The sequence below is a fragment of the Streptococcus nasisuis genome (assembly GCF_040836615.1).
In the GTDB taxonomy this organism is placed as follows: Bacteria; Bacillota; Bacilli; order Lactobacillales; family Streptococcaceae; genus Streptococcus; species Streptococcus suis_V.
In genome coordinates this window covers 2,450,382-2,470,942 of sequence record NZ_CP162268.1, presented here as the reverse complement: position 1 = coordinate 2,470,942, position 20,561 = coordinate 2,450,382, and the positions used below count along the sequence as shown (strand labels likewise).

General features: G+C 43.2%; 14 protein-coding genes and 1 pseudogene. 14 read left to right on the top strand and 1 reads right to left on the bottom strand.

Annotated elements, in window-relative coordinates; genetic code table 11:
* Nucleotides 1-80 precede the first annotated feature (80 nt).
* Nucleotides 81-392, top strand: coding sequence for an AzlD domain-containing protein (locus AB1F57_RS12380; RefSeq protein WP_367985814.1), 312 nt, complete (start codon nt 81-83; stop codon nt 390-392).
* A 289-nt stretch (nt 393-681) separates the two neighbouring features.
* Complete coding sequence (gap, locus tag AB1F57_RS12375; RefSeq protein ID WP_105123035.1) at nt 682-1,692, top strand: type I glyceraldehyde-3-phosphate dehydrogenase; 1,011 nt, start codon at nt 682-684, stop codon at nt 1,690-1,692.
* On the opposite strand, the pseudogene AB1F57_RS12370 reads toward gap, so the two are convergent.
* A pseudogene (locus AB1F57_RS12370) lies at nt 1,638-1,883 on the bottom strand (hypothetical protein); the annotation flags it as partial. The gene gap and the pseudogene AB1F57_RS12370 overlap by 55 nt on opposite strands.
* Before the next feature lie 261 nt (nt 1,884-2,144).
* Here AB1F57_RS12370 and AB1F57_RS12365 point away from each other — a divergent pair.
* The 12 genes from AB1F57_RS12365 (at nt 2,145) to tkt (ending at nt 20,532) form a co-directional block, all read left to right on the top strand.
* Nucleotides 2,145-3,092, top strand: coding sequence for a LacI family DNA-binding transcriptional regulator (locus tag AB1F57_RS12365; protein WP_367985813.1), 948 nt, complete (start codon nt 2,145-2,147; stop codon nt 3,090-3,092).
* Nucleotides 3,093-3,328: 236 nt separating this feature from the next.
* Nucleotides 3,329-9,595, top strand: a complete 6,267-nt coding sequence (locus AB1F57_RS12360; RefSeq protein ID WP_367985812.1) for a pullulanase — start codon at nt 3,329-3,331, stop codon at nt 9,593-9,595.
* 360 nt (nt 9,596-9,955) lie between these two features.
* Nucleotides 9,956-11,404: a PTS sugar transporter subunit IIC gene (locus AB1F57_RS12355; RefSeq protein ID WP_367985811.1), complete on the top strand. Its 1,449-nt coding sequence runs from the start codon at nt 9,956-9,958 to the stop codon at nt 11,402-11,404.
* A 279-nt stretch (nt 11,405-11,683) separates the two neighbouring features.
* On the top strand, nt 11,684-11,962 hold the full coding sequence (locus tag AB1F57_RS12350) for a PTS sugar transporter subunit IIB (protein ID WP_009910950.1): 279 nt from the start codon (nt 11,684-11,686) through the stop codon (nt 11,960-11,962).
* Nucleotides 11,963-12,024: 62 nt separating this feature from the next.
* Nucleotides 12,025-12,510: a PTS sugar transporter subunit IIA gene (locus AB1F57_RS12345; protein WP_002939875.1), complete on the top strand. Its 486-nt coding sequence runs from the start codon at nt 12,025-12,027 to the stop codon at nt 12,508-12,510.
* A 10-nt stretch (nt 12,511-12,520) separates the two neighbouring features.
* Nucleotides 12,521-13,183: a 3-keto-L-gulonate-6-phosphate decarboxylase UlaD gene (locus AB1F57_RS12340; RefSeq protein ID WP_002939878.1), complete on the top strand. Its 663-nt coding sequence runs from the start codon at nt 12,521-12,523 to the stop codon at nt 13,181-13,183.
* 5 nt (nt 13,184-13,188) lie between these two features.
* The gene (locus tag AB1F57_RS12335) at nt 13,189-14,052 is read left to right on the top strand and encodes an L-ribulose-5-phosphate 3-epimerase (RefSeq protein WP_167785975.1); all 864 of its coding nucleotides are present in this window, start codon (nt 13,189-13,191) and stop codon (nt 14,050-14,052) included.
* The gene (locus tag AB1F57_RS12330; protein ID WP_029943850.1) at nt 14,052-14,768 is read left to right on the top strand and encodes an L-ribulose-5-phosphate 4-epimerase; all 717 of its coding nucleotides are present in this window, start codon (nt 14,052-14,054) and stop codon (nt 14,766-14,768) included. Before AB1F57_RS12335 ends, AB1F57_RS12330 begins: the two co-directional genes overlap by 1 nt.
* An 83-nt stretch (nt 14,769-14,851) precedes the next feature.
* The gene (locus AB1F57_RS12325; RefSeq protein ID WP_167785974.1) at nt 14,852-15,469 is read left to right on the top strand and encodes a hypothetical protein; all 618 of its coding nucleotides are present in this window, start codon (nt 14,852-14,854) and stop codon (nt 15,467-15,469) included.
* Nucleotides 15,470-15,553: 84 nt separating this feature from the next.
* On the top strand, nt 15,554-17,242 hold the full coding sequence (locus AB1F57_RS12320; protein ID WP_367985809.1) for a transcription antiterminator: 1,689 nt from the start codon (nt 15,554-15,556) through the stop codon (nt 17,240-17,242).
* 125 nt (nt 17,243-17,367) lie between these two features.
* Entirely contained in the window at nt 17,368-18,459 is a 1,092-nt protein-coding gene (gene ulaG, locus AB1F57_RS12315) for an L-ascorbate 6-phosphate lactonase (protein WP_024376139.1), read from the top strand.
* A gap of 102 nt (nt 18,460-18,561) precedes the next feature.
* Complete coding sequence (gene tkt / locus AB1F57_RS12310; RefSeq protein WP_170238612.1) at nt 18,562-20,532, top strand: transketolase; 1,971 nt, start codon at nt 18,562-18,564, stop codon at nt 20,530-20,532.
* Nucleotides 20,533-20,561: the final 29 nt, after the last annotated feature.

The window sequence follows — 20,561 nt, the reverse complement described above, 5'->3', positions numbered from 1 at the left end:
CAAGACACCTCTACTTTATCATAAAGAAAAAGTAGTGAGTACTTTCTCCCGTCGGAGATTTCCTCACTACTAATCTTAGTATGTTTTTGATTATTCTAGCTGCGGCTGCAGTGACTTGGTTTCCGCGGGTTCTCCCATTTGTCTTGACTCAAAAAAAAGGTTTGCCTGATAGACTGGTCAAGCTTCTTAGCTTTTTGCCCCTGACCATTATCTTTGCCTTGACCTTATCTAGTATCATGGACGAGGAGGTTGGACGGTTGCCGAGCTTTTTGCCGGTAGAAAGCCTAGCTTTACTTCCAACTTTTTGGGTGGTTCTCAAGACGAAAAACATCTTGCTTGCGGTCCTGGTTGGTGTTCTGACGACGGCGCTGCTAAGATTGGTATTTATATAGAAAAAAGGAAGGGCTGGGTCTCTTCCTTTGCTTAGCGATTTTCTTGCCTCTACTTAGACGGCGATTGGTGATAGTGACGTTTGAAAGCAGTGGAATAAATGGATTGAAGATAGGTCTGTTGGTTTAATTTCTTAATGCTCATGAATCTCTTGCATTTTTATAAAATAAGTTATATAATAAGAGTGTTGAAAACTATCTTGCAAATCTACAAGTTATATTTTTCACAAAAAGGATTAAAAGGCTTGCCTTTTAAAAATACAACTCGATTTTCATAAGGAGGAAATCATAAATGGTAGTTAAAGTTGGTATTAACGGTTTCGGTCGTATCGGCCGTCTTGCATTCCGTCGTATCCAAAACGTTGAAGGTGTTGAAGTTACTCGTATCAACGACCTTACAGATCCAGCAATGCTTGCACACTTGTTGAAATACGACACAACTCAAGGTCGTTTCGACGGTACTGTTGAAGTTAAAGATGGTGGTTTCGAAGTTAACGGTAAATTCGTTAAAGTTTCTGCAGAACGCGAACCAGCTAACATTGACTGGGCTACTGACGGTGTAGAAATCGTTCTTGAAGCAACTGGTTTCTTTGCATCTAAGTCTGCTGCTGAGCAACACATCCATGAAAATGGTGCTAAGAAAGTTGTTATCACTGCACCTGGCGGCAACGACGTTAAAACAATCGTTTTCAACACTAACCACGATATCCTTGATGGTACTGAAACAGTTATCTCTGGTGCTTCATGTACTACAAACTGTTTGGCTCCAATGGCTAAAGCTCTTCAAGACAACTTCGGTGTTGTTGAAGGTTTGATGACAACTATCCACGCTTACACTGGTGACCAAATGATCCTTGACGGACCACACCGTGGTGGTGACCTTCGTCGTGCGCGTGCTGGTGCTGCAAACATCGTTCCTAACTCAACTGGTGCTGCTAAAGCTATCGGCTTGGTAATCCCAGAATTGAACGGTAAATTGGACGGTGCTGCACAACGCGTACCTACTCCAACAGGTTCTGTAACTGAATTGGTTGCTGTTCTTGAGAAAAACGTAACTGTTGACGAAATCAACGCTGCAATGAAAGCTGCTGCTAACGAGTCTTACGGTTACACTGAAGACCAAATCGTATCTTCAGATATCGTAGGTATCTCATACGGTTCATTGTTCGACGCAACTCAAACTAAAGTTCTTGACGTTGACGGCAAACAATTGGTGAAAGTTGTTTCATGGTACGACAACGAAATGTCTTACACTTCACAACTTGTTCGTACTCTTGAGTACTTCGCAAAAATCGCTAAATAATCCTTAGTGAAAATGAAAAGAGGCTTCGGCCTCTTCAGATTACAGACAAACATCGTTTTGGTGTTTGTCTTTTTTACTGTTTTTAGAGAAAAATGGCTGTTTTGGTGCTTAAACCATCTTATTTGAACAAAATAAAAAGGGCTTCCTGCCATCATTTTAACCAGTTTTTTGAGATTTAAGCACTCTAAAGAGTTCTATCTAAAACAAGAAGACCTGACTAGGATTAAGCTCAACGTATCTTCTCAAGGGTTATGTCAACACCGTCTTTTGAAATACAGTTAAAGGTCTAATAAATAGGCCTTTTTATAATTAAAAAAACAGATTCGCGGATCATTCAGAAAATTCTTGTAAAATAATGTGATGAAAGGGCTTTACTTTTTAGTAGTAAATAATATATAATAACACCAAGAAAACGTTTGCATATTTTGGCTAGAAAATAAGAGAGGAGATATATGACGACGTTGGCAGATGTGGCGAAAAGGGCCAATGTTTCAAAGATGACAGTTTCCAGGGTTCTGAATCATCCAGAACTTGTTACGGAAGAGTTAAAACAGATGGTCTTGTTAGCAATGAAAGAGTTAGATTATCAACCGAATGTTGTGGCAAAAGCCCTTGCACAACAACGAACTCTGACAGTCCAGGTCATTATCTTAGAGGAAATGGAGACTGTCGAGCCTTATTATGCTGAGTTGGTAGCAGGAATTTCATTCGGACTGAGCGAAAAAAACTATACAATGCAAATTGTGACGGATCGGAATCAAGTGACAGAACAATGTGACGGCTACATTGTCACGGGCGCGCGTATAGAAGATTATGGCTGGCTACGGAGGTTGTTGAAACCCGTAGTCTTATTTGGCGAAAATATGGTGGGACTTCCGTTTGTAGATACACACAATAAGGAAGCAACCTACCAAGCAAGTCGCTTTGCCTTTGAGAAATGCTATGAACAGGTCGTATTTGTTGGGATAGATTTGCCAGATGCCTTTGCACAATCTAGGGAAGCTGGGTATGTAGAGGCAATGGAGGAATTGGGACATCCCCCTAAGATTTATCGTCTAGAAAACAGGTCTAGGGTATCAGAAGACTTTGTAACACAATTGGACTGGTTATCACCCAATACTTGCTTTATATGTGCTTCTGATCGCATAGCGCTTGGTATTGAGCGGGGGTTATTGTTTTCATCAAAGAGAGTCCCAGAAGATTATGGGATTATTGGATTTGATGGAATCTTTATTGACCGCGTTTCTCATCCTCAATTAACCACTATGCGGCAACCGTTCCGAAAAATGGGGAGAATTACTGTTAAGCAGTTAATGACTCTGGTGGAGGGCTGTGAATTAAAGGAACAAAAGCGATTTTGCCAAGCTAGCTTGGTAGTGAGAGAAAGTACTAGAGCATAAAATGAATGATGCTACATAACTAATAGAGGGGTTGTTAAACCCAGTGTTGATGGGTACGATGACTGGGTAAATAAAGAGTACAATCCCTTTTTTGATTAAGAAAGCTGTTACCGGTAACAATTAAGAAAACGTTTGCAAAAGAAAATATTTTTTATATACTATTATCATATTATACATACCAAAGGAGTACGGCATGAATAGAAAACGTTTGCGTTTAGCAAAAAAATCACCAATGTTTGAAAAAAAAAGTTATTTTCGGAATTCGTAAGTTTACGATAGGAGTTGCGTCCGTCGGTATAGCGACAGCCTTTTTAATGTCTGGACCTGGTCAAACAGTTCATGCTGAGGAAGTGGCTACTCCTGTGGAAGCTATTATAACCGATGTTTCTGAGCAGCCTGTCGAAACAGTTGATAATGCATCAGCAGAACCGCTGGCAACTACTAAAACAGCTGTGGCAGAAAGAGCTGCAGCAGAAACAGCTACATTATCCACCCCGGCAGAAGCACCAATTGAAGAAGGCAGTATTCGTCTGCACTTTGAAAATGTAGACGAAACAGCCCCAGAGAGCCAAGGACTGTGGACTTGGGGAGGAGTGGCAAAGCCATCCGATGGTAATCAATGGCCAACGGATACAGCGAATTTTTCAAGCAGTCAGGTAGATGACTACGGCCATTACGTTGATATTAAAAAATCTGAGACACCAGGCACAATCGGTTATTTGGTCCTTAAAGATGGGGAAAAAATAACAGAATCGGACCAAAAAGTGGAGCTTCTTGTTCCGGAACAAAATGAGGCTTGGGTTGCTAGCGATTATACTGTATCTAGCTATGAGCCACTCAAAGATGAAAATGTTCTTCGAATCAACTATACACGTGATGACAGCAATTACGATGGTTGGGGTGTATGGACATGGGGAGATACGACTGAAGCGAGTGATGGTTGGCCAACAGGTGCTGTTGATTTTCAAATTGGGAAATACGGTGCTTATGTTGACATTCCTCTTTCAAATGGTTTAGATTCTAAGCTTGGATTTCTACTAATCAATCAGAATAATCCAGATCTTGCTGGCAATAAATCGATTGATTTAGCTTTTGCAGATCGTAAACGGCATAGCCAAATATTCCTTCGAAATGGTGACGACAAAGTTTATACCAATCCATATTTTATCGAAGAGAAAGTAGAATTAGATACAAGTAAAGCTACTCCGGGTACAAAAAATGTAACTGTTGAGGCAAGTGTGAAAGCACCATTCAACTACAATGAAAGCGGCTTGGTATCTGTAACTGTCACCAACCCTGAAAATGCTGAGATTGTCAAAATGGAAGTCGATACAAGTGCCATCGGCGGAGGTCTTGTGCCAATCTCTACTGAGCTCAATCGTGTGACCATTAAAGCGACGTCTAGCACAGCGCCAGGGACATATAGTCTTCCTGTAAAAGTCTATGATAAAGACAATGGTTACTACGAAACAAAATTGGATGTGACCATTACGGAGCGCATTAAGGCAGAAGGTGAAAAAGACTGGGATGAGCAAGTCATCTACTTTATGATGACCGACCGTTTCTACAATGGTGACGTTAGCAATGATCAGGTGGTTGACGGAGATGTGACCAATCCTCGCGGTCTTTACCAAGGCGGTGACTTCAAAGGAGTGACAGCTAAGTTGGATTACTTGAAAGAATTGGGTGTGGATTCTATCTGGCTGACTCCGATTGTTGAAAATATTCCACAGAATGTTGGTAGCGCTACAGATGGAGAATACTATGCTTACCATGGTTATTGGGCATCCAATTTTGAGAAACTTAATCCGCATTTGGGAAGTTTAGCTGATTTCCATGAATTGATTGATGCCGCAGCCGAAAAAGGCATCAATATTATTGTTGACGTGGTGCTGAATCATGCTGGCTATGGTACAGAAGAAACCTTTGCAGGTATGGTACGGACCAAGGAAGAAGATAAGCAGGGAGATGACCAATTAGGTTCATTATCTGGATTACCAGACTTCAAGACAGAAGAAGCTGCGGTTCGTAATCAGTTGGTTGCTTGGCAGGCATCTTGGTTGGAACGTTCAACAACTGCTAAAGGTAACTCAATCTATGGTTTCCGTGTTGATACCGTCAAACACGTTGATGATACCACATGGCAACATTTCAAAAATGAATTGGTAGATAGAGATCCTGACTTCCACTTAATTGGAGAAACATGGGGAGCTAACTATAAAGATACCAAGGGTGACTTGGGTATCGGTACTATGGACAGTTTGTTGGACTTCGGCTTCAAGGATATCGCTAAGTACTTGGTCAACGGTCAACTGAAAGCAGCTGGACAAGAGCTAGAGGAGCGCGGTAAAGTATTAACTAGTGCTGCCTCACTTGGTCAATTCTTGGGCAGTCATGACGAAGATGGTTTCCTCTACAGTCTCGGTGGCGCAGAAAAAGAAGGAAATCTGGACAAGCTGAAATTGGCTGCTAGTCTCTTGATTACTGCTAAAGGTCAGCCAGTCATCTACTACGGTGAAGAATTGGGTCAATCTGGACAAAACAACTGGCCAGTTTATGACAACCGGTACGATTTCGATTGGAGTAAGGTAGAGACAAGTGACATAGAGGATCATTACCAAAAATTGTTGGCTTTCCGTAATGCCAATTCAACATTGCTCTCACGTGGTGATACAACAACACTTGCTGGCAATGATAGCCAAGGTTGGCTTATCAGCAAACGCAGTTACCAAGATCAAGCTGCCTATCTTGTCTTCTCAACCAATACCGAGAGCAAGGAAATGGCGATTGAAGTATCTGGGAAAGATGTGGTTGTAACAGATGCATACACAGGAAAATCTTATCAAGCTATCGAGAAAGACGGTAAATGGGTTGTTCAAGTAGAACTTCCAACTATCGCTCAAGGTGGCACCATGCTCCTTCAGACCGAAGCAGGTGACATCGTCAATGCAAGTGTGCAAGGAGCAACTGAAGAACCAATTGAAGCAGGCTACTTCCGTGTTCACTTTAAAACTCTACCATCTGATAATTTATCTAGCTTAGGCTTATGGACATGGGATGATGTCGAAAAACCATCGTCAGATGTTGGTGCTTGGCCAACAGGTGCAACCAATTTCAGTACCGCTAAACAGGATGACTATGGCTATTATCTGGACATCAAGATGAAAGACGAAACAGCTAGCAAGATTAGTCTTCTGATTAATAATACATCTGGGGAAAATATAACCGGCGATAAAGTTATTGAGCGAATTAGCACCAAGATGAATGAAGCTTGGTTTGATGAGAATTATCAACTCAGCCTCTATCAACCACTTAAAGAAGGATATATTCGGATTAATTATTTCCGTACAGATGGCGATTATGACCAAAAAGGTCTCTGGATCTGGGGTGATGTGACTGCCCTTACCTTGGGTGACTGGCCAAATGGTATTGATTTTGAAAACCAAGGTAAATATGGTGCCTATATTGATGTCAAATTGACAGATTTACCAAGTTCAATTGGCTTCCTGCTATTGGATGAAAGCAAGTCAGGAGATGATGTGAAGATTCAGCAGAAAGATTATAGCTTTACAGATTTGAAAAACCAGACACAAATCTTCCTTAAAGATGATGATCCAACAATCTACACAAATCCTTATTTTGTGAACAACGTCCGTGTAACAGGCGTTTCCCATGTTAGCCTAACAGCTCTAGAAGCAGCATTTACAACGCTTGAAGGTGCTGATAAGGAAAGTATTTTAGAAAAATTGTCTGTAACAGATAAAAATGGCCAGACAGTGACTGTGACGGATCTTGTCTTGGATGCTACAAGCAACAAGGTGCGAGTCCTCGGGGATTTCAAACAAGAAAATGCGGGCTATACCCTCAAATATGGCAATGATAGCTTCACAACAACTATGAGCTGGCAATTGAAGGATGAACTCTATGCTTATGATGGAGAACTTGGTGCGCGTGTGAGTCAGGCGGGTAGTGTCGTTGATATGACTCTCTGGTCTCCAAGTGCAGACAGTGTAGCAGTTGTTCTTTATGATAAGGATGACCAGTCTAAGGTGGTCGGTACATTAGCTATGACCAAGGGCGATAAGGGACAATGGGATCTTGAATTGAATGGTCAATCAGGTCTTGGTATCTCGGACTATCGTGGTTACTACTACCATTATGAAATCACTCGTGGGGATCAAGCTGTTCTTGTTTTAGATCCATATGCTAAGTCTTTAGCGGAGTGGAATAGTGATTTGGCAGATACAGATCCATCTTATCGGATTGCCAAAGCGGCGATTGTGGATCCAGCAGAAGTTGGTCCAAGCGATTTGGATTATGCTACTATTCCTAATTTCAATCAGCGTGAAGATGCGATTATCTATGAAGCACATGTTCGTGACTTCACATCAGATCCTGCAATTTCGGATGAATTGACAGCTCAGTTCGGCACCTTTGCGGCCTTTGCAGAACGTCTCAGCTACCTCAAAGACTTGGGTGTGACCCATATTCAGTTGCTCCCAGTTATGAGCTACTATTTTGTCAATGAATTGAAAAATGCAGAGCATCTCAGTGAGTATGCATCAAGCAACAGTAACTATAACTGGGGTTATGATCCACAGAGCTACTTTGCCTTTACAGGTATGTATTCTACAGATCCGACAGATCCAATGAAACGCATCGAAGAGTTCAAAAACCTGGTCAATGAAATCCACAAACAAGGCATGGGTGTGATTTTGGATGTCGTGTATAACCACACTTCTAAGACTTTCTTATTTGAAGATTTAGAGCCAAACTATTATCACTTCATGGAGGCAGATGGTACGGCTAAATCTAGCTTTGGTGGTGGTCGTCTCGGAACCACTCACTACATGAGTCGCCGTGTCCTCGTTGATTCTATCAAGTATCTTGTGGACGAGTTTAAGGTAGATGGTTTCCGCTTTGATATGATGGGTGACCATGATGCCGAAGCGATTGAGCTGGCCTTTACCGAGGCACAAAAACTCAATCCAAATATCATTATGCTTGGTGAAGGATGGAGAACCTTTACAGGTGATGCCAATCAGCCTGTTCAGCCAGCGGACCAAGACTGGATGAGTTCAACAGATACGGTTGCGGTATTCTCAGATGATATTCGCAACACACTTAAATCTGGTTATCCAAACGAAGGTCAGCCAGCCTTTATCACAGGCGGTGCTAAGAGTGTTGAGTCTGTCTTCAATAACATCAAGGCACAGCCAGGCAATTTCTTGGCTGATGATCCAGGTGATGTGATCCAATATATTGCTGCGCATGATAACTTGACCCTCTTTGATATTATCGCTCAGTTCATCAAGAAGGATCCGTCAATCGCTGAAAACTATACTGAAATTCACCAACGTCAACGCTTGGGTAACTTGCTAGTCTTGACTGCTCAAGGGACACCGTTCATCCATTCTGGTCAGGAGTATGGACGGACCAAACAGTTCCGCCATCCTGATTACAAGAACCCAGTTACAGAGGACAAGGTACCAAACAAGGCGCATTTGTTGACAAATGCTGATGGTACACCATTTGATTATCCATACTACATTCATGATTCTTATGATTCATCTGATGCGGTCAACAAGTTTGACTGGACCAAAGCGACAGATGAGACCCTCTATCCAGAGAATACCCGTACTCAGGCCTTTACAAAAGGATTGATCGCCTTGCGCAAATCGACAGATGCCTTCCGTTTGGGAACAAAAGACCAAGTCGATCAAATGGTTAGCTTGATTTCAATTCCAGGTCAAAATGGTATTGCTACAAACGATGTGGTTATTGCCTATCAAACCATTGCAAGCAACGGTGATCGCTATGCTGTCTTTGTCAATGCTGACAGTAAGGAACGTAGTTTTGTTCTTTCAGATATTTACAAAGACTTACTGCAGGGTCAAGTACTGGTTGATGGTGAACGTGCAGGTGTAGAAGCATTGTCTGATTTAGTGGGTGTTGAATTGACTGATAGTGCAGTTGTTCTTGCACCTTTGACAGCAACGGTGATACGTTTATCTGACATCATTACAGAAGTTCCAGATACAGCCCCTACTGCTGAAGAAAAACCAAGTCTAGACTTTACTACGAAAGAACGTACAGAAGAATCTGTCCTTCCGATTGTAGAGGAAGTTCGCTATGATACAACTCTTGCAAAAGGTCAATCTTATGTGCTTCAAGAAGGTAAGGCAGGCAAGAAAGTTGTGAATTATCAAGATGTCTTGGTTGATGGTAAGGTGGTCGCTACTAACTTGTTATCAGAAACAGTAGTAGATGGTGAAGCACGTATTGTTGTTAAGGGTAGTATGGAGGCTAAGGAAACAGTAGAAAAACTAAGTCTTTCTACTCCAATAGCTCAAGTGTCTGAACAAACCACAAGTGCATCAAACAAAGAAAGCCTACCAGCTACAGGTGACCGACAAAGTGATTTGGCACTTCTAGGCCTCGGACTTGCTGGACTTGGTTTGACAGTTGCTGCACAAGGAAGAAACAAAAAATTAGAAGAGTAGTATGCTTTCCTCCAAAGAGGTTAGGAACTGATAGTTTCCTAGCCTCTTTTCTGTTGCAGAATTTAGTCGAAATTGTTTTTGGTATTTGACATAGTTATTTAAATTAACTTTGATACATTGTCACTTTCGGCTTACCGTACTTTACAGAAGTGACTTGCTTCGATTATTTTATTTTAGCAACCTGCACCTCAGTTCCTTGTCTGAAAGTTAATTCATTCGATTGTAGTTGAAAAAATAATTAGAAAAGTTTGGAAATGGTCCAAGAGTGAACACAAGCCTGTGTTTTATTTGGTCTTTTTGTTTGCGCTTTCAAGAATTATAATAAAGCCATAAAAATCATTTCAAAAAGGAGAATGAAAAATGGATTTTCTTCAAACCCCATTAAACTGGTTCTCGCAAAACATCTTGCAGAATCCAGCTTTCTTCGTAGGTCTTTTGGTATTGGTGGGTTATGCCCTCTTAAAGAAAAAGCCTCATGATGTCTTTGCAGGGTTTATCAAAGCAACGGTCGGCTACATGATCTTGAACGTAGCAGCTGGTGGCTTGGTAACAACCTTCCGTCCAATCTTGGCAGCCTTGAACCACAAGTTCCAAATCGATGCGGCAGTTATTGACCCATACTTCGGTCTTGCAGCGGCAAACGGTAAAATCGCTGAAGAGTTCCCTGATTTCGTATCGGCAGCTACAACAGCTCTCTTGATTGGTTTTGGTATCAACATCCTCTTGGTTGCACTTCGTAAGGTTACAAAAGTACGTACTCTGTTCATTACTGGACACATCATGGTACAACAAGCAGCAACAATCTCATTGATGGTGCTCTTCCTTATCCCTGGACTTCGTAACCAATTCGGTACAGCAGCTATCGGCATCATCTGTGGTATCTACTGGGCAGTCAGCTCAAACATGACTGTTGAAGCAACGCAACGCTTGACAGGTGGTGGTGGATTTGCCATCGGTCACCAACAACAATTCGCAATCTGGTTTGTAGATAAGATTGCTCCAAAACTTGGTAAAAAAGAAGAAAACTTGGACAACTTGAAGTTGCCTAGCTTCCTCAACATCTTCCACGATACAGTTGTTGCTTCAGCAACCTTGATGTTGGTCTTCTTCGGTGTCATCTTGTTCATCTTGGGTCCAGAAATCATGGCAAACCCAGAAGTTATCACTTCAGGCACACCATACAACCCAACTAAACAAGCCTTCTTCATGTACGTTGTACAAACAGCCTTCACTTTCTCAGTATATCTCTTCATCTTGATGCAGGGTGTACGTATGTTCGTAGCAGAATTGACAAATGCCTTCCAAGGTATCTCAAGCAAATTGCTTCCAGGTTCATTCCCAGCGGTGGACGTTGCAGCTTCTTACGGCTTTGGTTCATCTAACGCAGTTCTTTCAGGTTTTGCCTTTGGTTTAATCGGTCAGTTGATTACAATCGTTCTCTTGATTGTTTTCAAGAGTCCAATCCTCATCATCACTGGTTTCGTACCTGTATTCTTCGATAACGCAGCTATCGCAGTGTACGCTGACAAACGTGGTGGTTGGAAAGCGGCAGCCATCCTTTCCTTCATCTCAGGTGTCCTTCAAGTTGCCCTTGGTGCAGTCTGCGTCGGCTTGCTTGAATTGAGCGGTGGTTACCATGGAAATATTGACTTCGAAATCCCATGGTTGCCATTCGGTTATGCCTTTAAATACCTCGGTATTGCTGGTTATGTTCTTGTCTGCCTCTTCTTATTGGCTATTCCGCAACTTCAATTTGCGAAAGCAAAAGATAAGGAAGCATACTATCGTGGCGAGGCGCAAGCGGACTAACACTCTTCGAAAATCAAAAGGATACGTCGTCAACTTGCCTTGGTGAACTCTACGAAAGACACTTACTATTGTAAGTAGGATTTCCAACCTTCAACAGTCTACTAGACTGTTGAAGCTACCTCGGCTGCGTTTCCTAGTCTGCTTCTGATTTTCATTGAGTGCCTGTTCTTCAGTAAGACGAGAGATATTCGAAAATCAACAGAACAAAACTTCGTTTATTACTTGGTTCATTAAGAAAAACAACAAAATATATTTTATAAAAAACAAGGAGAAAATAAGATGGTTAAAGTTTTAACAGCCTGTGGAAACGGCATGGGTTCATCTATGGTCATCAAGATGAAGGTAGAAAACGCCCTTCGTCAACTTGGCGTAACAGATTTTCAATCAGCTTCTTGCTCAGTCGGTGAAGCAAAAGGTTTAGCGGCAGGATATGATATCGTAGTTGCTTCAAATCACTTGATTTCTGAGTTGGAAGGTCGCACGAAAGGTCATTTGGTTGGTCTTGATAACCTCATGGACGACAACGAAATCAAAACAAAATTACAAGCAGTGCTATAAATAGCCGTTAGGGGTAGGGAGTCTCCCTCCCCCTTTCATATAGCGTGTAGAAGGGAAAAACTATGAATTTACAAAAATCATTTACGGAAAATAATTCCATTCGCTTGGGATTGACAGCGGAAACCTGGCAGGAAGCTGTTCACAAGGCTGTTGAGCCCTTGATTGAAAGTGGTGCTGCGACAGAAGAATACTATGATGCCATCATTGCATCGACAGAAGAATATGGTCCCTATTATGTGCTCATGCCAGGTATGGCTATGCCTCATGCCCAAGCGGGTGTCGGTGTCTTGAAGGATTCCTTTGCCTTGATTACCTTAACAAAACCAGTAGCCTTTTCAGACGGTAAGGAGGTTTCTGTCCTATTGACCTTGGCTGCGACAGATCCAAAAATCCATACTTCAGTAGCCATTCCGCAAATCATCGCCCTCTTTGAATTGGAAAATTCAATCGAACGTTTGATTGCCTGCAAAACTCCAGAAGAAGTATTGGCAATGGTTGAAGAGTCTAAAAACAGTCCTTACCTAGAAGGTTTAGATTTAGAAAGTTAGGAGAAAAAACATGAAACATATTCCAAATTTACAGGTTGCATTGGATCATTCAGATTTGCAAGGAGCGATTAAAGCAGCTGTCTCTGTTGGTCATGAAGTTGACGTGATTGAAGCAGGTACGGTTTGCTTGCTCCAAGTTGGTAGCGAATTGGTGGAAGTTCTTCGCAGTCTTTTCCCAGACAAGATTATCGTTGCAGATACCAAGTGTGCGGATGCGGGTGGTACTGTAGCAAAAAACAATGCCGTTCGTGGTGCGGACTGGATGACTTGTATCTGTTCTGCGACCATTCCAACCATGGAAGCGGCTTTGAAGGCTATCAAGGAAGTGCGTGGTGACAAGGGTGAAATCCAAATCGAACTCTATGGTGACTGGACTTATGAACAGGCTCAACTCTGGTTGGACGCAGGTATTTCCCAAGCGATTTACCACCAATCGCGTGACGCCCTTCTTGCTGGCGAAACGTGGGGCGAAAAAGACCTCAATAAAGTGAAAAAATTGGTTGATATGGGCTTCCGTGTTTCTGTAACAGGTGGTTTGGATGTGGATACCCTCAAACTCTTCGAGGGTGTAGATGTCTTTACCTTTATCGCAGGTCGCGGTATTACAGAAGCAGCAGATCCAGCAGCTGCGGCGCGTGAATTCAAAGACGAAATCCGTCGTATCTGGGGGTAAGGCCTATGGCACGACCAATCGGAATATATGAAAAGGCAACGCCCAAGCATTTCACATGGAAAGAGCGTTTGGAGTTTGCCAAAGAATTAGGTTTCGACTTTGTGGAGATGTCAGTGGATGAGAGCGACGCTCGTTTGGCTCGTTTGGAGTGGACCAAGGAAGAGCGTTTAGACTTGGTCAAGGCCATCTATGAAACAGGTGTCCGTATTCCGACAATCTGCTTCTCAGGCCATCGTCGTTATCCACTCGGCTCCAATGACCCTGCTCTTGAAGCTAAGTCTTTAGAAACCATGAAACAGTGTATCGAACTGGCTCAGGACTTGGGTGTCCGTGTCATCCAGTTGGCTGGTTACGATGTTTACTATGAGGAAAAATCACCTGAAACTAGAGAGCGTTTCATCAAGAATCTCCGCAAGGCTTGCGACTGGGCAGAACAGGCTCAGGTCATGTTGGCTATCGAGATTATGGATGATCCATTTATCAACTCTATTGAAAAATACCTAGCCGTTGAAAAAGAAATCGACTCACCATATCTCTTTGTCTACCCAGATACTGGAAACGTGTCTGCTTGGCACAATGACATTTATAGCGAATTTTACCTAGGTCATCGCTCTATTGCAGCCCTTCACCTCAAAGATACCTATGCGGTCACAGAAAGCTCCAAAGGTCAATTCCGTGATGTCCCATTTGGTCAGGGCTGTGTGGACTGGGACCATATGTTTGCAGTCTTGAAAAAGACTAACTACCAAGGTCCATTCTTGATTGAAATGTGGTCAGAGAATTGTGAAACGGTTGAGGAAACACGTGCAGCCATTAAAGAAGCACAGGCTTTCCTATATCCATTGATTGAGAAAGCGGGGTTGAACTAATGCCAAAAGATTTACAGGAAATGCGTCAGCGGGTCTATGAAGCCAATATCGCCCTACCTGCTCATGGGCTTGTCAAGTTTACCTGGGGCAACGTATCAGAAGTCTGCCGTGAACTTGGTCGCATTGTCATCAAGCCTTCTGGTGTGGATTATGAAAAATTGTCACCAGAAAACATGGTGGTGACTGACTTGGATGGAAATGTGGTAGAAGGTGATCTCAACCCGTCGTCTGACTTGGCGACCCACGTTGCCCTCTACAAGGCTTGGCCAAATGTCCATGCTGTCGTTCATACGCATTCGACAGAAGCAGTGGGCTGGGCTCAGGCTGGTCGCGACATTCCATTTTATGGAACAACGCACGCAGACTATTTCTATGGTCCAGTGCCGTGTGCTCGTTCTTTAACTGCTGATGAAGTGAACACTGCCTATGAAAAAGAAACAGGCTCCGTTATCATCGAGGAATTTGAGCGTCGTGGTATTGACCCAGTTGCTGTTCCTGGCATTGTTGTCCGAAACCATGGGCCATTTACTTGGGGCAAGGATCCTGCTCAGGCAGTTTACCATAGCGTTGTCTTAGAGGAGGTGGCTAGGATGAACCGCTACACAGAGCAAATCAATCCACGGGTGGAACCAGCACCAAGCTACATCATGGACAAGCACTATCTCCGTAAGCACGGTCCAAATGCCTACTACGGACAAAAAGGTGATGAACATTAAGTTCTTGTGTGAAAAAAAAGTAGGGAAAAGTAGCAGACTCCCCAAAAAGGAGAACTGCTTTTTCTCTTTTGATGAGGAGAAAGATGAGAAAGTTTTTACAAGATAGTCTGACAGAGGTTGCCTACTATCTGGAGTTGATTTTATCAGCCATTTTAGGATTAGCCCTCCTAGCACTATCAGGATTGTTGTTGGCGGATTTAGTTGGTTCACTGACGGGTGGTATTCAAGCGGATAACTTTATCCAGGGGTTTTTAAGCAAGGCTATGACTTTGGCAGTCGGGGTCGAATTCATCAAAATGCTCTGCAAACAATCGCCTAGTACTGTCATCGAGGTGCTCTTGGTTGCCATTGCCCGTCAACTGATTGTGGAACATGGGTCTAGTATGGATTACCTGATTGGTATTGTGTCGGTTGCCATCTTATTTGCTGTGAGAAAGTACCTCTTTACCCAGTTTGATGACTCTAATAATATCATCATGCGGGCCAGTCAGAAGGTTAAGGTTGCCAACATCATTGCACGGGTAAAAATTCCTAGTGAAGGCAGTGAAACCCTGCGTGAATTTGTGACCCGCAAACTCAATGAAGAAGAAAAAACCATTGCCATCGGTGCCTGCGTCTATCTGAAAAATGTAGCACTGCGGATTGACAATATGCATGGAGATTTGATTACACGGGTGGAGATTATCAAGAGCATCTATTGACAGATAAAAAACGCTACATATTTATATAATTGTTAGAATCTATATTATAAATATGTTAAGATAGAAAGAGAGGAGGGAAAAACGGTGTTACTAGATAAAAGTAGTTGTGCCTTATTGCGTCATTTGATTGGTATCCAAGAGCCAGAAACCATTATGGCTATTTCCAAGGAATTGCAACAATCGCGTAGAAAAATCTATTATCATTTAGAAAAAATCAATGCTGCCTTTCCAGACCATGTTGAGCCAATCGAAAGTCTACCTCGGATCGGAATCCGTTTGTCCGAAGAGCAAAAGCAGGCCTGTCGTCAACTCTTAGATTCCATTGATTCCTATAGCTATATTATGAATATGGATGAGCGCATGCAGTTGATGCTCCTTTATATTTGTATCGCACGCGAACGGATTACCTTGGAAAAATTAATGGATCTGACAGAGGTTTCACGAAATACTGTTCTCAATGACCTTAATGAAATCCGCAGTCGATTGAGTAAGGAACAGTATCAGATGACCCTCTATGTTTCTAAGTCACAAGGCTACGATCTGGCCTGTCATCCCTTGACAAAAATCCAATATATCCACTCTTTACTCTATAGTTTGTTCACAGAAGCGAGCAAGAGTTTTGTCAGCATTTTGGAAGACAAGGTTAGTCTTTTCAGTGGTTGCCAGTCCCTTTTTTCAAAAGATTTGGCCCAGTTTTTGTCCCGCCAGGTATATGGTATTGAAAAAGACCTTGGTAAGAAAATCAATCGTTCTGAAATTGAACTGATGCTTAAAATTCTTCCTTATATGCTGCTCACCTATCGCAATATGAGTTTAGAACAGGAGGAAAAGGATGCGATTGTCCGAGAATTTGCCTTGGTTTATGAACGGATTGAGTACGGTGTTGCTCAAAAAATTAGCCAGTCCCTAGAAGAGCAGTTTGGTCTTGATTTAGACGAGATTGAAGTGTCGCTGATTGCCGTCTTGCTCTTGTCTTATCGCAAGGACCGGGATGCCCATGTTACTAGTCAGGATTTTGCGGATTTGAAGAAGGTGGTCGATGCCTTTATCCGTCATTTTGAGCTACATTCAGATTTTGATTTGGAGAAAAAAGAGGAGCTAGCTCATGATTTGCTGGCTCACTGTAAGGCCATGCTGTTTCGAAAAACCTATGGAATCTTATCGCGAAATCCCTTGGTTGACCAGATTCGCTACAAGTATGACACCCTCTTTCGATTGACAAAGTCTTCTAGTCATATCTTGGAGGAAGCCTGGCAAATCCAGTTGACAGATGAGGATATCGCTTATTTGACGGTGCATTTGGGTGGAGCCCTTCGTCGAAGCAGTTGTCGAAAGCTGACCAGTCCGACTGTCTTTCTTATCTGTGATGAGGGAGTTTCTGTACAGAAATTGTTGATGAAACAATGCCAGCACCACCTACCTGAAAAAACCATCTCTGCCGTCTTTACAACAGAGCAATTTAAGAGTGTGGAAGACCTGTTGGAGGTGGACTTCTTGATTTCGACCAATGAAGTGACGGATACGGATTTGCCTGTGATTCAGGTTCATCCGATTCTGGATTTTGATGATGTCTTGCGTTTGATTCATTTTGCCAAATACCGCAGTCTGACAGACAGCCAAAAAGGTTTTGCCATGGAATTGGACAAACTCCTAGCGTCATATGTTGAAAATGGCCAGGAAGCCTTGGAATTGAAACAGCGTTTGCAAAATCTGATTGCCAATGAATTATTGGCAAGCTTAGCTAGTTCCGATCTGGAAACGGATTTGTATTAGCTGTCTGCGTGCAAAAGTCCAAATGTGAACACAAGCCTGTGTTTTATTTGGTCTTTTTTTTGTTGTCTTTGGAGCATATACTAGAGACATAGAAATACAATCAGCCTTATAGGAGGAATGAAAAAATGGCTAAAGTTCAAGATATTACAAGAGAATCATGGATTCTTTCAACCTTCCCAGAGTGGGGAACTTGGCTTAACGAAGAAATCGAAGAAGAAGTGGTGCCAGAAGGCAACTTTGCTATGTGGTGGCTAGGGAACTGTGGTGTTTGGATCAAGACACCTGGTGGCGCTAACGTAGTCATGGACCTCTGGTCATCTCGCGGTAAGTCAACTAAAAAAGTAAAAGATATGGTTTGGGGTCACCAAATGGCTAACATGGCAGGTGTGCGCAAATTGCAACCAAACTTGCGTGTGCAACCAATGGTTATCGATCCATTCGCCATCAATGAATTGGACTACTACTTGGTATCGCACGTCCACAGTGACCACATGGACATCAGCACAGCCGCTGCCATCATCAACAATCCTAAATTGGACCACGTCAAATTTGTCGGTCCAGTTGAAAGTGGCGACATCTGGGAAAAATGGGGTGTTCCAGCTGACCGTATCATCCGTATCGCACCAGGCGATAGCTTTGAATTCAAAGACATCAAGGTTCACGCTGTTGAATCTTTCGACCGTACCTGCTTGGTAACTCTTCCAATCGAAGGCTACGAAGAAAATGGCGGCAAACTAGCAGGACTTCCTGTGACAGATGAACTCATGGCTCGTAAGGCAGTCAACTATGTCTTTGAAACACCTGGTGGCACTATCTACCACGGTGCAGACTCACACTTCTCTAACTACTTTGCAAAACACGGTCGTGACTTCAATATCGATGTTGCTATCAACAACTACGGTGACAACCCAATCGGTATCCAAGACAAGATGACATCAATCGACCTTCTCCGTATGGCAGAAAACTTGCGTGCTAAGGTAATCATCCCTGTTCACTATGACATCTGGTCTAACTTCATGGCGTCAACAGATGAAATCTTGCAGCTCTGGAAAATGCGTAAAGAACGCTTGCAATATGACTTCCACCCATTCATCTGGGAAGTTGGGGGCAAGTACACCTATCCACTTGATAAGGACCGCATTGAATACCATCACCCACGTGGCTTTGACGATTGCTTCTTAGAAGATTCAAATATTCAATTCAAGGCCTTGCTATAATAGATCACTCCGAGGGCGGGACGTAAGTCCTGCCTTTTGAAAATGACAAGCGAAAACGCTTTATGGTATAATAGAACTATGACTTTATTAAAGGAGAATAAGATGTCACAACTTTCAGTAAATGCAATTCGTTTCCTTGGTATTGACGCCATTGAAAAATCAAAATCTGGCCACCCAGGTATTGTTATGGGGGCAGCACCAATGGCTTACAGCCTCTTTACCAAGGAGCTCCGCATTAACCCAGCACAACCAAACTGGATCAACCGCGACCGCTTTATCTTGTCAGCAGGACACGGTTCTATGTTGCTTTACGGACTGCTCCACCTTTCAGGCTTTGAAGATGTGAGCATGGACGAAATCAAGAACTTCCGTCAGTGGGGTTCAAAAACACCAGGTCACCCAGAGTACGGTCATACAGCAGGTGTAGATGCGACTACTGGCCCTCTTGGACAAGGGATCTCAACTGCGACAGGTTTTGCCCAAGCAGAGCGTTTCCTTGCAGCTAAATATAACCGCGATGGTTTCCCAATCTTTGACCACTATACTTACGTAATCTGTGGGGATGGCGACTTGATGGAAGGTGTGTCTGGAGAAGCTGCGTCTTATGCAGGCTTGCAAAAACTAGACAAACTGATTGTATTGTACGATTCAAATGACATCAACTTGGACGGTGAAACCAAGGATGCCTTTACAGAAAACGTTCGTGCCCGTTACGATGCCTACGGTTGGTACACAGATTTGGTAACAGATGGTACCGATGTAGATGCCATCTTTGCGGCTATTGAAAAAGCTAAAGCAGCTGGCAAACCGTCCTTGATCGAGGTTAAGACTGTGATTGGTCACGGTTCACCAAACAAGGCAGGAAGCAATGCAGCCCACGGTGCGCCACTTGGTCCAGAAGAAACAGAAGCAACTCGCAAAGCACTTGACTGGAACTATGGACCATTTGAAATCCCAGCAGAAGTGTATGCGGACTTCAAAGCTAATGTAGCAGACCGCGGTGCCGCAGCCTACGATGCTTGGGTGAAATTGGTAGAGGACTACAAGCAAGCTCATCCAGAATTGGCTGCAGAAGTAACAGCTATCTTGGAAGGCCGTGAATTGGCAGAGCTCAAGCCAGAAGACTTCCCAGTTTATGAAAATGGATTTTCACAAGCCACTCGTAACTCATCACAAGACGCTATCAACGCAGCAGCAGCTGTTTTGCCAAACTTCTTTGGTGGTTCAGCCGACTTGGCTCACTCAAACATGACCGTCATCAAGGGCGAAGGCTTGCAAGATGCTGCAAATCCGCTCAATCGCAACATCCAATTTGGTGTGCGTGAATTTGCGATGGGTACGATCTTGAACGGTATGGCAGCTCATGGTGGACTTCGTGTCTTTGGTGGTACATTCTTTGTATTCTCAGACTACGTCAAGGCGGCGGTACGCTTGTCAGCTCTGCAAGGATTGCCAGTGACCTACGTCTTTACCCACGACTCAATCGCAGTTGGTGAAGATGGACCAACCCACGAACCAATCGAGCATTTGGCTGGTCTTCGTGCAATGCCAAACCTCAACGTTTTCCGTCCAGCAGATGCGCGTGAAACACAAGCAGCTTGGTACTTGTCATTGACAAGCAAGTCTACTCCGTCTGCCCTTGTTCTCACTCGTCAAAACTTGACAGTGGAAGAAGGAACAGACTTTGATAAGGTTGCCAAAGGTGCCTACGTTGTCTACGATACAGAAGGCTTTGATACTATTTTGATTGCATCAGGTTCTGAAGTTAACTTGGCAGTCAAGGCAGCCAAGGAATTGACGGCAGCTGGTACAAAAGTCCGTGTCGTGTCAGTACCTTCGACAGAGCTCTTCGATGCTCAAGACGCAGCTTACAAGGAAGAAATCCTTCCAAACGCTATTCGCCGTCGTTTGGCTATCGAAATGGGTGCTACTCAGGGCTGGTACAAGTATGTCGGCCTTGACGGTAAGGTGCTTGGTATCGATACGTTTGGTGCATCCGCTCCAGCTCAAACCGTTATCGACAACTACGGCTTCACCGTTGAAAACGTCGTGAAATTGGTTAATGAGTTGTAAGATAGATTAACTAGGAACAGCCCTTCGCC